This is a genomic window from Gordonia aquimaris (genome assembly GCF_026262595.1).
Lineage (GTDB): Bacteria > Actinomycetota > Actinomycetes > Mycobacteriales > Mycobacteriaceae > Gordonia > Gordonia tangerina.
The window spans coordinates 1-14,029 of sequence record NZ_JAPKFM010000002.1 but is presented as its reverse complement, the minus strand read 5'-3'; the positions used below and the strand labels follow the sequence as shown (position 1 = coordinate 14,029).

At 66.6% G+C, this 14,029-nt stretch carries 12 protein-coding genes; 5 read left to right on the top strand and 7 right to left on the bottom strand.

The genetic code is table 11. The features are described 5' to 3' along the window. The first annotated feature begins 76 nt into the window (after positions 1-76). From OSB52_RS02020 to OSB52_RS02010, 3 genes are read left to right on the top strand one after another with little or no spacing between them, the layout of a single operon-like run. Complete coding sequence (locus OSB52_RS02020) at positions 77-1,012, top strand: ATP-binding cassette domain-containing protein (RefSeq protein ID WP_308191710.1); 936 nt, start codon at positions 77-79, stop codon at positions 1,010-1,012. Next, positions 1,009-1,833, top strand: coding sequence for an ABC transporter permease (locus OSB52_RS02015; protein WP_266059922.1), 825 nt, complete (start codon positions 1,009-1,011; stop codon positions 1,831-1,833). Before OSB52_RS02020 ends, OSB52_RS02015 begins: the two co-directional genes overlap by 4 nt. Further along, positions 1,830-2,687: an ABC transporter permease gene (locus tag OSB52_RS02010; RefSeq protein ID WP_266059921.1), complete on the top strand. Its 858-nt coding sequence runs from the start codon at positions 1,830-1,832 to the stop codon at positions 2,685-2,687. The genes OSB52_RS02015 and OSB52_RS02010 overlap by 4 nt, the downstream gene beginning before the upstream one ends. Before the next feature lie 3 nt (positions 2,688-2,690). Here the strand turns inward: OSB52_RS02010 and OSB52_RS24935 are convergent, their stop codons facing one another. The 7 genes from OSB52_RS24935 to OSB52_RS01975 all read right to left on the bottom strand — a co-directional run bounded on the left by OSB52_RS24935 (position 2,691) and on the right by OSB52_RS01975 (position 11,597). Continuing rightward, positions 2,691-4,571 (bottom strand): glycosyltransferase family 2 protein, encoded by a 1,881-nt coding sequence (locus OSB52_RS24935; RefSeq protein ID WP_266059920.1) that lies wholly within the window; start codon positions 4,569-4,571, stop codon positions 2,691-2,693. Next, positions 4,568-7,102 (bottom strand): alpha/beta fold hydrolase, encoded by a 2,535-nt coding sequence (locus OSB52_RS02000; protein WP_266059919.1) that lies wholly within the window; start codon positions 7,100-7,102, stop codon positions 4,568-4,570. Before OSB52_RS02000 ends, OSB52_RS24935 begins: the two co-directional genes overlap by 4 nt. Next, positions 7,095-8,042: an alpha/beta hydrolase gene (locus OSB52_RS01995; protein WP_277614847.1), complete on the bottom strand. Its 948-nt coding sequence runs from the start codon at positions 8,040-8,042 to the stop codon at positions 7,095-7,097. The genes OSB52_RS02000 and OSB52_RS01995 overlap by 8 nt, the downstream gene beginning before the upstream one ends. Before the next feature lie 292 nt (positions 8,043-8,334). Beyond that, the gene (locus OSB52_RS01990) at positions 8,335-8,958 is read right to left on the bottom strand and encodes a pyridoxamine 5'-phosphate oxidase family protein (protein WP_266059918.1); all 624 of its coding nucleotides are present in this window, start codon (positions 8,956-8,958) and stop codon (positions 8,335-8,337) included. 54 nt (positions 8,959-9,012) lie between these two features. Continuing rightward, positions 9,013-9,936, bottom strand: coding sequence for a cation diffusion facilitator family transporter (locus OSB52_RS01985; protein WP_235724442.1), 924 nt, complete (start codon positions 9,934-9,936; stop codon positions 9,013-9,015). Between the two features lie 74 nt (positions 9,937-10,010). After that, complete coding sequence (locus OSB52_RS01980; protein WP_235724441.1) at positions 10,011-11,114, bottom strand: FUSC family protein; 1,104 nt, start codon at positions 11,112-11,114, stop codon at positions 10,011-10,013. 45 nt (positions 11,115-11,159) lie between these two features. Further along, complete coding sequence (locus OSB52_RS01975; protein ID WP_235724440.1) at positions 11,160-11,597, bottom strand: DUF3151 domain-containing protein; 438 nt, start codon at positions 11,595-11,597, stop codon at positions 11,160-11,162. Between the two features lie 241 nt (positions 11,598-11,838). Here OSB52_RS01975 and OSB52_RS01970 point away from each other — a divergent pair, with 241 nt between their 5' ends. Continuing rightward, positions 11,839-13,686, top strand: a complete 1,848-nt coding sequence (locus OSB52_RS01970; protein ID WP_266059915.1) for an Rv0361 family membrane protein — start codon at positions 11,839-11,841, stop codon at positions 13,684-13,686. Then, on the top strand, positions 13,683-14,018 hold the full coding sequence (locus OSB52_RS01965; RefSeq protein ID WP_266059914.1) for a hypothetical protein: 336 nt from the start codon (positions 13,683-13,685) through the stop codon (positions 14,016-14,018). Before OSB52_RS01970 ends, OSB52_RS01965 begins: the two co-directional genes overlap by 4 nt. Positions 14,019-14,029: the final 11 nt, after the last annotated feature.

The following is a 14,029-nucleotide window of genomic DNA, read 5'->3' as shown; positions in this document are numbered from 1 at the left end:
GGACGTCCGTCCTCGTAATCCCAAGGGCGACAAAGCCTCAACGCAAGTTGTAGATCTGGCCGTCAAGGTTCGCGACATGCACAAGTCGTTCGAATCGGTCCATGCCCTCAACGGTGTGTCCTTCGATGTGCCGCGCGGCGGGGTACTGGGCATCCTGGGGCCCAACGGGGCCGGGAAGACCACCCTGGTGGACGTGCTGTGCACGTTGATCCAGCCCGATTCCGGGTCTGCGCAGGTGTGTGGACATGATCTGATCGATGATCCGGCCGGCGTCCGCAACGCCATCTCGATGACCGGACAGTACGCGGCGCTCGACGAAACCCTCGGCGGCCGCGACAATCTCGTCTTCTTCGCCCGCATGCTGGGTCTGCGGCGAAGCGCCGCCCGCGAACGTGCCGACTACCTCCTGGAACGATTCGGTTTGACCGATGCCGCCAAGCGGCCCGTGTACGCCTACTCCGGCGGCATGCGCCGACGCCTCGACATCGCGTGCGGCCTCGTCACCCGGCCATCGGTGGTGTTTCTCGACGAACCGACGACGGGCCTCGACCCCCGCAGCAGGCAGGCAGTGTGGTCACTGGTGGAGACGCTGCGCGCCGATGGCATCACCACCCTGCTCACCACGCAGTACCTGGAGGAGGCCGATCTGCTCAGCGACAACATCATCGTGATGGACCGCGGACGTGTGGTCGCCGAGGGAAGTGCCGACTCACTCAAGCAGCAGGTCGGCGGCACCTACTGCGAGGCGATCCTCGATGATCCCACCCAGAGTGCAACGCTCGTTGCGGCCATCGCCGGTGAACTCGGTGCGGCACATCGGCCTTCGGTCTCGGCGAATGGTGCGGTCACTCTCACCGCACCCGACGGCGTGGCGACCATGGAGCAGGTGATCGCGCTCGCGCGCACCGCCGGTGTGCGGCTGCTCGATGTGGGTCTGCGCAAGCCGACCCTCGACGACGTCTTCCTGACCCTCACCGGCCCGCCCGGTGACCACGTGGGCGTCGGCGGATGACGGCGCACCTCCCGGTAGTGTGGCCGGACCGATCCGACCCGGCCGTATTCGTCCGCGGTCCGGTGTTCTGGCGGCAGTGGGTCGCGGCAACCGGACGTGCCGTTCGCTCGGCCCACTCCGAGGGCGAATTCGTCATCGCAGTGGTGATGCCGATGGTGTTCGCGCTCGGTTTCTATCTACCGCTACGGCTGATCATGGCCGACCGGGGTATCGACTACGCGCAGTTCCTCATGCCGATCATCGTGCTGCAGGCGATAGCATTCACCGCGGTCGCCGCAGCGCAACGGGCGACGCTGGAGAAGCTGCGCGGGATGAGTCGCCGGATGGCGTCGATGCCCGTTCGCCCCCTCGTTCCGCTGTTCGCCCGGATGAGCACCTCGATGATCAGATCGGTGATCTCGGTGGTTGCGGCGCTGGTGTTCGGGGCACTGCTGGGTTTTTCGTTCGACGGAGATCCGCTGGACACATTGGGTTTCGTCACCTTCGCGTTGGCGCTGGGACTGGTCCTGGCCATCGGCGCGGATTCGCTCGGTTTGATCGCCCGAAGTCCGGAGGCCACCTCGCAACTGTTGGTGCTGCCACAGCTGGTGCTGGGGCTGCTGTCAACCGGATTCGTCCCCGAAGACAGTTTCCCCGATTGGGCCCAGCCCTTCGCCCGCAACCAGCCGATCTCACATTTCGCCGCGACCATGCGGGAACTGGCCGCCGGTGAACCGACGATGCACACCGCACTGCCGGCGCTGGTGTGGCTCGGCGCTCTCGCCGTGGTGTTCGTCGGTATCGCTCACCACACCCAGACTCATCGGCGGACCCACATATGAAGCACGCAACAACGTCCGACATCGCCACCACTGCGACCGGACCGCTCCACTTCCCCGAGCGTGACCTGTGGACACCGGAGCCGACCTCGACCGCGCTGCTGCGCGGCGCGGCTCTGCAGGCCCAGCGAATCCTGGTGAAGTGGACCAAGGATCCCGCCACCCTGTTGCAATCGCTGCTCTTCCCGGCGTTGATGGTGCTGCTGTTCTGGCTGGTCCTCGATCGCTCGGTGAGTGATCGCTCCGGCACCTCGTACGCGTTCGGGATGGTGCCGATGGTCGCCTTGATCGGTGCGATGACGGGGGCGTCGATCAGCGGGTTGGGGCTGCGGCGAGAACGCACGTCGGGTCTGCTCACCAGGCTGTGGACGCTGCCGGTGCACCGGGCCGCGGCGATGACGGGCCGGCTCGCGGCCGAGGCGGTACGCGTGGCGGTCACCGTGAGCTTCATCCTGCTGGTGGGTACGATCATCGGATTCCGCATCGAAAGCGGCATCCTCGGCTACCTCGGCATCCTGGCCGTCGCCATGGCCTTCGGCCTGTCGTTCTCGATGATGGTGACCGCGATGGCGTTGCTGTCGCGCGACTCTCACATCGTCGAATGGGTGGCGATCGGGACCAACCTGGCGATGTTCTTCAACACCGGTTTCGTGCCTGCCGACGCATATCCGGCCTGGTTACGCCCGATCGTGGAGTATCAACCACTCAGCTGCGGGGTGGAGGCCATCAAAGCGATGGCGACCGGTGGCGAACTGATGCAGCCGCTGATGCTGACGACCGCATGGTCGGCAGCGCTGCTGGTGTTGTTCACCGGCCCCACCCTGATCGGATACCGCCGTGCGGCGCTGCGGGGGTGAGAATCAGACGTAGAAGCAGCCGTAACGCACGCTGCCTTTGATGCGGCCCAGCAGGTGCCCTGCCTGAAACAGCCAGCGCCCGGCCGGAACTCTCGTGACCACCTCGGGCAGCAAAGGATTTCTCAAAGTCAGATAGAGCAGGACGTCCAGGAGTGCTATGACTGGCCGCCTGGGCATGCCGTAGTCCCGATAGTCTGCGTACAGTTGTACGTTCCCCAAACCATACTGCGCAGATTGGGAGAATGTTCCACGCAGGGTTTCACGAAGCCGGTATCCGACCAGCGCTTCGGGTGCATGGCCCACCGTTCCGCCCCGCAGCTGTACGCGCAGCGCGAAGTCCGCGTCTTCGTAGCCCGAGACATAAGTCTCGTCGAATCCCCCGACAGCCATGAAGTCATCTCGCCAGCACGCCATGTTGCAGCCGCTGACGACATTCATGAAACCGGGGAACTCGAAAGGCTCCTCGGCGTCGGGCATCGGACGCCAACTCGCGACCTCAGGTGCGTTCAACGAGGTGGTCTCGACCCCACCGCTGACCACATTGTGAAACCCTGCGGTCTCGACCATATGACGGAGCCATTGGGGATGCACCATGTCATCTGCATCGCAGTAGACAATCAGATCACCAGCCGCAGCTCTGGAACCAACGTTCCTCGCAAACGAGGTACCCGCCCGCTCGGAGGCATCGAGCCACTTCATCTGCAACTTCTCGCGGAGTCGATGGGTCTCGATATGCCGACGCAGGCCATCTCGAGAGCCGTTGTCACAGATCAGAACTTCGAATCCGGCAGGATAGTCTTGGGTCGCGAGCGCTTCTAGTTGGCGATCGATAAGATTTCGCGCATTGCGCGCTGGGATCACCACCGACACCGCACGCGGCCTGCGACGCGCGTGACGTGCCCGCCGTTCCTCACTTGGATGTGACACCCCTCGACCCCGACTACGCGCGAGAGTACGGGCGGGGATACGCCCAGTGTCACCCTTGATACCGGCACGGAAACCACTGGCAGTCAGGTAAATTCGCGATACTCGATGCGACCCGATGAGCATCGCCCTGCCCCGACTCAATGTGTCCTTGGCGATGGAGACCGCGCACCACAGCGGCTCGGTTCGAGCGTATCGGCGGTAGAGGACCAGTCGATTTCGCGCGATGTAGTAGTGCCGGAACGGTGCGTCTTCGGTGAACTCCACGGTCGCACCGGAACCTCGTCTGCCCAGCGCCCAGCGCAGGGGCCGCGGCACTGTCCAGATCGCGGGGTGACCCAATCGATGATGGATACATGTTCCGGGAACGATCAGCGCGTGCACACCGCGTGCTCGCGCGCGGAGATAGAACTCGGTCTCTACGCAGTCGATGAACAGGCCTTCTTCGAAGAGGCCGATCAACTCGAAGAGCCGGCGGGAAAAGAGCATCCCCGACTGAAGAGGTTCGAAGGCCAGTGTGAGTCCGCGGTGGGCGAACCAGAATGGCGCCACCTCACCGTTGATCTCACTCGGCGCGAGCATCATGTCTGTGATGCCGACGGACGCTGCCAGTTCGCGATGCGCGACCATCCGCTGTACGTAGTCGACATCGAGGACCGTGTCTTGATCGAGTGTCAAGATCAGGTCAGCACCACCGTCGAGCGCGTTGGTCACGCCTCGATTCAGCGCGCTGGCGATCCCACGGTTGTCTCCGCTCTCCAGCACGGTCGCGCCGACCTCGGCACACCGGTCAAGCACGGCTCGCACCGTCCCCGCGGGATCGCCGATCAAAGACGGTGATCCGTCATCGACGATCACGACGCGGTCGACTTGCCCGATGACCGAATCCACCGTCGCCACAAGGCCCGCATCGGGCTCGTAAGACGAGATCACGGCAACCACACCACACGAATCCGTCACCGGGCACCCTCCTGCACTCTTTCACCGATAGCGGTTCCCACAGCTTTGGCGGTTTCGCTCACGTAGGGCGTCCGAACCATCGAATGGTGATCTCCGGACACATCCACTGGACGCACCGCACCGAGCGAAAAATGCCGCCAAAGGCTGAGATCATCTGTGTTGCTACGTGATCGGATCAGCATGATGTCGCCTGGGAAGGGTACAGGCCGGTGCCGCCGGATCATTCGCGTTCCCAGATCGAAGAACACCGTCCACTGCAGTGTCGTGGGTAGCCTCACCAAGCCGGCGGCAGACATCAGCACGTTCATCACGACAACATTCCAGGCGATCTGCCATCGCGAGCGTGTCTCGACCCCGACCGACGGTTTACCCGAGCGATCCGGCAGAGCTCCGGTCACAGTTGCCGGCGCCGGATCGACCGCGACCCGCCAGCGTCTCCTTCGCTTCGGATCACTGATTGCTGCGGCCAGGATGGGATCGATGATGGAGTCCAATACGATCACACTCTCGCAGTGTTCACCCGAAGCGGACAGGCGCGCGGCGGCCTCGATCGCTACGAAACCGCCCCACGAATAGCCTCCCAGCAGATATGGCCCCCGCGGTTGCACCGATCGCACATCCCGGATCAATCGTCTGGCGGCGGCGCGAATCGACTGGTCAGCACGACCGCGGCCCTCGATCCCACGGGCTTGAACACCGTAGACCGGCCGTGGCGTGGCCAGCGCACGTGCCAATGGCGTCAGACTCGTTGCCAGACTGCCTGCCCCGGCCACCAGGAACAGCGGGCTGCCCACGCCCTCGCGCAGCCGGACGAGCGTGCGCGGAGTTGCCGTCTTCTCACGACTCTCGTTAGCAGCATCGAGATGCTGGGCGAACTCGGCAACGGTCGGCGCTTGCGTCAACAGGCCGGTATCGAGTTCGACCTGAAACCGATGATTGATGTCGGCGATCATAGTTGCCGCGGCGAGTGAGTCGCCACCGAGCGTGATGAAATCTTCCTGCCGTCCGACCTGGTCCAGTCCGAGAATCTCCTGCCACAGAAGGGCGAGCATCGACTCGGTCGGGCCGCGGGGTGGATCGGGCTTCGGCCGGGCCGCCGGCTCCGGCAACGCCACCCGGTCCACCTTCCCGCGTTCATTTCGCGGGAGATCGGTCATGATGACGACGTCACGGGGAATCATCCAGGGAGCAAGCGTCGTGGCGAGCGCTGTCCGAACTTCAGCGGGCGACGGAGTCCACTTCGACGGATCAACGGCGACGTGGGCGATGAGTTGGGTACGTTCGGTATTCGCCGACACCACGGCGTCGACGGTCCACGGCATCGCGCGCAGCGCGGTCTCCACCTCGGCGGGCTCCACCAGGTAGCCCCGAACCTTGATCGCATCATCACGCCGACCCAGCAGATGCAGCATCCCACTGTCATCGAAACGGCCCAGATCTCCGGTGCGCAAGCGCGACCGACCATCTCCGATCGGTTCGAACCGCTGCGCCGTGAGCTCGGGGTCGTTGTGGTAACCCGACGCCAGGTGACCCGACTCCACCACGATCTCCCCGACGTCGCCGGCGTCCACATCGTCGCCGTTGTCGTCGACTATCCGCACATGCTTGTCACCGGCCGGAATGCCCACGGCCACGGCCCCATCGGGCACTGCGCGGTCCGGCCCGAAGAGGTTGAAGGCGAGATTGCCGATCTCCGAGGAACCCGACCAGCTGCAGAACGTGCCGGACGGCATCACGGTGCGCCGCACCCGGGTCACATCGGCACCGCGGACGGGTTCACCACAGGTCGACAGCAGGCGCAGTTCAGGGAGTGCGGCGTCGGTGTCGAGGTCACCGAGCCACGACCGCAGCAGCGACGGCGTGCAGTGCGCGGTCGTCGCGGCCTCGGCACACAGCCAGTCACGCAGGCCGGTAGTGGTGCGCCGGCGCACATCCCACAGCAGGAGGGTGGCCCCGTTGAGCAAACCCATCACCAGGCAGTCGACGCCGGCACCGAAGCTGATCGGCAACAGCACGGCCATCCGATCACCCGGCCCGAGACCGAGGAACTCGCGACCGTCGGTGGCCTGGTTGACCCAGCCTCGTTGGGAGTGGATGAGCCCCTTGGGCTTTCCGGTGGAGCCGGAGGTGAAGATGAGGATCGACGGATCGATCGGGTCGGGCTCGGGCACCGGAGCGTCGGACGGGGGCAACGCTGCCATTGACGCGGGATCGAACCGTCGGGCCCCCGACAATGCGAGGATGTGTTCGCGCCGCTCCGCGGGCAACAGCGGGTCCAGCAGGATCACCGGATGGCCGGAGCAGAGCACCGACAGCACGGCAAGGACAGAGTCGACATCGGACTCGACGTCGACGGCGATCGGCCGGCCAGGTTCGTCGACGGCGGCGGCCAGCGCGCGGCCGCGTTCGTCGGCGCGATCACGGGCCGCACCATAGGTGAGCGAACCATCCGGGCTGCGCACCGCGATCGCATCCGCGTAACGGCCGGCTACCGCGCGCCACCGGGCGACCGTGGTGGCCGGCTCAGCCATCGAGCCCTGCCGCCAATGTCGGCCAGGACCGGTGCAACTCGTCCTGCCAGTACCCCCAGGAGTGGGTGCCGGTGGATGGGAGGTGCACCTGCGCCGGAATGGACAACTGCCGCAACCTGTTCGCCATCGCCTCGGTACACGCGCGGGTGGCCGCCTCCAACGCGCCGCCGACCAGGATCTGGTTGGCGATCGGCGGGGCACCCGGCGCCTGCGCGCTCGGCGTGTCGTACCGTCCCGGTGCACCACTGCCGCTGGACAGGTAGAGGTGGGTTCCGCGAAGCTTCTCGGCGTTGACATACGGGTCGTGTGCGCGCCACTGCCGCGATCCCGTCGGACCCCACATGTTGTCGGCATTGCCACCGGCAGCGGTGTAGACGATGCCCCGGACTGCGGCCTCGCCCTCCGGGGTACTGGTGCGGGCGCAGCCACTGTAGGAGGCCACCGACCGGTACAGGCTCGGCGCGATAGTCGCCAGGTCGAGTACCGACGTCGCCGACATCGACAGTCCGGCGATGGCATTGCGACCGTTCGTGCCCAATGCGTCATCGACGACGTCGGGCAGCTCATCGGTCAGGAAGGTGGCCCACATCGGTTGCCCCACCTGCGGATCGGCGGCGATCCAGTCGGTGTAGTAGCTACCGAGACCACGTGCAGGAACCACCACATTGACGAACTTGCCGGCGAAGAACTGCTGGGCGTCGGTTTGCGCGAGCCAGTTGGCCCCGTCCTCTCCCCCGCCGGCGCCGTTGAGCAGATATAGGGTGGGTGCGCCCATCGGGGCACCGGCCGGACGGATCACCTGAAACGGAATGTCGATCCCCATCGCCGGCGATCGCACGATCATCTGCCAGAGGGTCCCGTCGACCTGAGTCAGCCCGGTGAGCGTGGCGCGCTGGTCGGGGTCGCGCGCGTCGGCCCGTCCGGGCCCGAACTGTGACATCACCACGGTGAGCAGAATCGTCGCTATCACCGTGCGCCCGAACCACCGTGGGCGTCGTGGCGAGGTTCGCTGAGCTTCACAACGCGCCCCTGAAAACGGCGCCGAGGATGTCATCAGTCGATTCAAACCGGAAACACCCCTACACATGCAAGTTAGCTTAGCCTACCTTACATACATTGCCCGGCCGGGGCCGCGAAACCGGCGGGCCTGTGACCGGCACAATCACCCGAAAAGTGCAACGTCCGTTGAGCCGCAAGCGATGTCGGAGAACCGACCCTCCGGAGACCAAGAATCACCGCTCCAGCAGACCCCGCACCGACGCCGGCACCGCACCCGGCGTCGCGGTCACCGGATCGCCGTAGACGGTCTCCATCGGTACGTGTCCGGTCCACCCGATGGCCCCGTCGTCTCCGGGTCCGCCGGCGCGTGCCTTCGCCAGCCACCAGCCGTCCATGATCGGCAGCGCGAGGATCACCGTCGCCGAAACCTCCTTACCCGTGTGTGCACGCACCTCCGCACTGCGGCCCGGCAGGATCGCATCGGAGAAGATGTCGAGTGCCCGGGAAGCGTCGTCAGCGTCGACCGGCTGCAGCCGCCCGCGCACGACCGCTGACCGATAGTTCACCGAATGATCGAACAACGTCTCCGCAACCACCAGTCCGTCGAGAAGAAACGCCGTGAACGTCACCGGCGCACCGGCGGCGACGTGCCGCAACGCACCGGCCCCCGACGACCCGTGGATCAACAACCGATCACCGTCACGGGCGGCGAGCATCGGTACCGACCACGGGAGGCGATCGTCGGTGACCGTCGACAGCACTCCCACTCGTGCTTCGTCGAGGACCTCGTCAAGCAGCCTGCGATCACCGGCGCGGTCGGGCTTACGTGTGAGAGTTGCGAGTTCGTCGGTCGTCATGGGTGTCAGGATGCCCAGCCGACACCGGTACACGCCACCGAATATCGATTGCAGTCACCACGTGAGTTCGTCGCGGCAGCGACGTTGCACCGCGGCCGGATCCACCTGGATGGTTGCGTGTTCGAGTCCGTGGCGGGCCATGACCACCTGCGCGGCGGCCAGCACATCGGTGTTCGAACAATCACTGTCGAGATGCACCGTCGCCACATCCATCCCCGTGGTCAATGTCCACACGTGCAGATCGTGGACGTCGTCGACCGACGGGATGGCGGCCAACTCGCGCCGGAGAGCCTCCACGTCGACATGTGCCGGAGCCTGTTGGTTGAGGATGCGCATCGCATCGAGCGCGAGTCGCACCGCCCGCGGTACCACCCACAGGGCGATCAGCACCGCCACCACGACATCGGCGTACCCCCACCCCGTGGTCAGTGCGACGACACCGGCGACCAACACCCCCACACTGCCCACCGCATCGGCGAGGACCTCCAGGTAGGCGCCGCGTACGGCGATCGATTGCCGGGAGTCGGCGCGCAGCAGCATCATCATCGCGACGTTGACGGCGAGCCCGATGAGCGCGACCACGATGAGCGTCAAGCCGGGAACCTCGGGGTCGGTGCCGATGCGGCGGATCGCCTCGTAGAGCACGAAGGCCGCGACACCGATGAGCAGGACCGCGTTGGCGACGGCGGTGAACACCTCGGCCCGATGCCAGCCGAAGCTGCGGTCGTCGGTGGCCGAGCCGTGTCTGGCCAGGAGCAATGCGACGAGACCCATGAGCAGGGCCACCACGTCGGTGAGCATGTGGCCGGCGTCGGCGATCAATGCCAGCGAGTCGACCAGCAGGCCGGTCACGAGTTCGACGACGAAGTACGCGGCGATGATTCCGGCGGCCAGCGCCATCGGCCAGATCCGGCGATGGCCCGCCGACGTCGCGGTGGCCGCCGTCGGCCCGTGCGAATGCGAATGTGAATGTCCCATCTCGCCGCCAATATATGCAGGTTTTCGCATATATGACAAGAGTGGCGCTCCCCACCATGAGGCGTGGCGTGGTGTCAGCGCAGGGTGGCCGCAGCCGACGACCGTCGCAGGCCGCTGATCATCAACATGTCGATCAGCAATGAACGGAGCTCGGCCATCACCGCCGTCTCCGACAGCGAACTATGTGCGACGAGCTCGGGTTTGGCCTTGCGCGCGACGCTGCGCAGCACTCGCGCGGCATCTGCCTGGTCGGGTTCCTCCCCCGGCTTGGCGATCATCATCGCCCGCAGGACCTCGAAGGCCTCGCCGATGTCGTCGAGGATGTCGATGATGGCCGGGTCGAGCGCCTCCCCGCGCTGCGTCATGCCCAACGCGCGCCGGGCGATGATGCGGAAGTTGCGCACCGCGTTGTCGATGGGGTCGGCGGTTGCCGAGATGCGCTGAAGCCGCTCGCGCGACGTCCAGTACAGCGGGGAGATGGCGCTGACCTCTTTGCCGCCGCGCATGTCGGACCGCATCGTGTTGATGGCCTCCTGAGTGCCCCGCGCGGACGCCAGCGCGGCGAAGACCTCGGCCTCGTCCATCTCGCGCAGACCGCTCGCGAGGCGTCTCGACGCATCCCGCATCGTGGCAAGCAGGCCGGCGGCATCGCGGCGCGCCCGATGGGCCGGATTCACCGGAACCAGCGCCCCGATGAGGATGCCGATGAGACCACCGATCAGCGCGTCGATCGCGCGGTGGAAGCCGCCCACGCCACCCGGCGGCAGCAACGTGGCCACCAACACCGCCGACGACGCGGCCTGCATCGGGATCAGGGGCCCGTCGTCGATGAACACCGCGATGGTCATCGCGAGTGCGACCACCACGATGATCTGCCACGTACCCGAGCCGATCACCGAGATCAGCAGATCACCGACCAAGATCCCGATGACCACACCGCTGACCAATTCGGCCGAGCGACGCCATCGTTTGCCCAGCGACAGTCCGAGCGATATGACGGCGGCGATGGGCGCGAAGAAGGGCTGCGGATGGCCGAACACCACCACAGCCACCCACCACGCGACCCCGGCTGCCAGCGAACACTGGATGATCGGGACGATCGACAGCCACAGTCGGCGGACGCGTCGATGCAGCGGAGTAGGCAACGCGTTGAGGCGGGCGCGCAGCCATTCGGTCACGGCGGTTGGTCGATCTCTGCGATCAGTGGTCGCGCCGGCTGTCGATCACGCCAGTCCGAGGTGCGTCACAGCGCTTGGATCACTGTCGTTGAGCAGGTCCAGGCACCGCAGATACTCGTCCTGCTCACCGACCGCGTTGGCCGCACGGGCGAGCGCACCGACGCACCGCAGGAAACCCTGGTTCGGCTCATGGCTCCACGGCACCGGACCGAATCCCTTCCAGCCGTGTCGACGCAGCTGATCGAGTCCGCGGTGATACCCGGTGCGCGCGTACGCGTAGGCCTCGATGACCTTGCCGATGTCCGAGCCGTCCGCAGACGCCTCGAGCGCCGCATCCGCCAGGTACGCCCAGGCGATGGATGCCGTCGGGTGTGCGGCGGCGACCTGTGCGGGTGCGGTGCCGTTGAGCAGGTCCGATTCCGCCTCGTCGTCGCCGGTGAGCAGCACCGGCTGCGGGCCCAGGAGATCTCCGAAAGAAGTCACCACACCATTCAAGCACCTCGCCTCGGCGCGGGCGGAGAGCCGGCCGGTCCACTCGACCCGACTGTTGGGCGGGCCAGGCAATGCCGTCAGCAGTGTGAACCGCCCACCGAGTGCTGAATCGGGGGGCCATTCGCTAGGGTGAGTGGCGCGATCGGCCACGACGTATCCCCTTCGGCGGGGAACGTCGCACACTCACAGACGCCGATCAGATTCCATCCGGGGAAGCGGGGTGTAGACGACGATGCCTTCAGCACGCGACGACGGATCGTTGATCGGCCGCGCCCTGCAGGCGTGGCGTAATCGCGGTAACGACCAGGCGGCCCGACCCGGCCGTCGTGGTCCGGACGATTCCTGGGTCGACAGTACGAAGGGCGACGACGCAGCGGTGACAGACGAGACGAACAACGACGGCCTGAACGAATCCTCCTCGGATAACGCGTCGACGAACGCGAACGAGTCAACCGACCCGACCGCTGCGGTCGACGACCAGCCCGAACGCGACACCGCCGCGGAATCCGCAGAGGACGAGGTCACGGCCGGCGACACGACCGACGACGGTTCCGATGCTGAGCCCGACGCCGACGCCCACCCCTCTGATGACTCGTCGACAGACGAGGCAGCGCCGGAGGCCTCCGACGGGACCGCCGACGAAGACGAGGACACCCCCGAGCAGCAGACCGAGGCTGAGTCGGACGCCGAATCGGCCGATGATGCCGAGGCCGAGCCCGCGGCCCCCGAGGACGACGCGACAGCGCTCGACGAGGCAGCCGGAAACGGCGACGAGGCCGGAGACGCCGCGGAGGACCGGTCTGAACCTGCCGACACCGAACAGCCCGACAACGACGCGTCCGACCCAGCCGAGACGACCGACGCCGAGCCGGTGAAGACCGAGCCCACCCGGCCGAAGCCGAAGGGTGGCCGGGGCATCGACTCCGCGACCGCGGTCATCCGACGCGAGGACCTGCCCGAGATCTCCGAGCTCGAAGACCTCGACAGCATCAGCGCCGTGGACGACGCGGACACCACCGCGGCCGACGTTGACACCGAGCCGGAGGCTCCGACCGAGCGCGCGAAGCCCGGCGGTGGGATCGGGCCCACGGATTCGGCGACCACCGTCATCCGACGAGATGACCTACCCGACGATGACGAACTCGAGGACCTCGAGTCGATCGAGACGGTCGCCGCGCCGTCCCCCGCAGCCGACGGCGAATCCGATGAAGCTCCCGCTGATGGCGATACACCCGATGACGGTGCATCCGATGCCGACGCCACCGGCGCCGAGGCCGACGCCGGCGGGACCGACGACCACGACACCGGCGCCGACGACCCGACCGACGAGTGGGTCGACGTCGACGACGCTGCCGCCACCGCGAGCGACTCCGACTCCGACAGTCAGGACGACGACGAGAAGTCGGGTACGACGAAAGCGTTCCCGGCCGCGGCCGCCGCGACCGGTGCTGCTGCCGCCGGGGCGGCCGGGGCGGCAACCACCAAGACGTCCGCAGCCGAGGGCTGGTCGACCGCCGCCCACAAGCCGGAGGTCATCCCGTCCAGAAGCGATGCGGAGCGGGCCACGACGTCCGGGTCCGGCACGTCTGGGAGCGGAAAGTCCGGGGCCGGGAAGTCGGTAGCCGAGAAGTCCGGGGGCGAGAAGTCCGGCGGAGGCCGCCGATGGTGGATTGTCGCGGCGGCCGTGGTCGTCGTACTCGCAGCTGCCGGTGCGGTCTTCGGATATCTGAACCTGCGTCCCCCGGCCCCGGCCGACGAGGCCGCCGACGCCGCCGAGGAGTTCTCGACCGCTCTCTACGAGGGCGATCTGGCCACGCTGCGATCCGTCACCTGCGGCGAGCGGCATCAGTTCTACGCCTCGATCAGCGACGCGGACTTCCAGAAGATCTACGACGGTCAGAAGTCCCGTGACGAACTGGTCCGCATCGACGAGATCAAGGCGGTCAAGCTGACCGGCGAGGGCGATCAGGCGGTGGTCGAGGTGTCCGCGGTGCAGAGCGCCAACCCCGACCAGCCGCAGACAGTGACCATCAACCTGCAGAAATCCGGCGAGGAGTGGAAGGTGTGCACGCCGCAGTGACCAGCACCGGTCCTACGGAACCCCTCCGACACCAGTCGAGGTGGGTACATCACCCGAACGGTCCCGCACCGCATTCCGCTCCGCAGGGTACGGCCTACCGTCGATCCGATGCGCCGCTGGCCGGTCTGCCGCTGTCGGCGGTCCCGCCGCTGCCAGAGTCCCCTGTCTTCGAACCCCAGACCCGGCCGTTGCGGATCGAGCGCCAGGCAGCCCGGCCGCTTCCGACCGCCCGACCGGCCCGCCGGCAGCGCCTCGATCCGCCGGTCGTGATGGCGGCGCTGGTCATGGCGGCGCTCGCGGTGGGCGTCGTGGTGGGAATCGTGACCCTCTGACCATCTCCTGA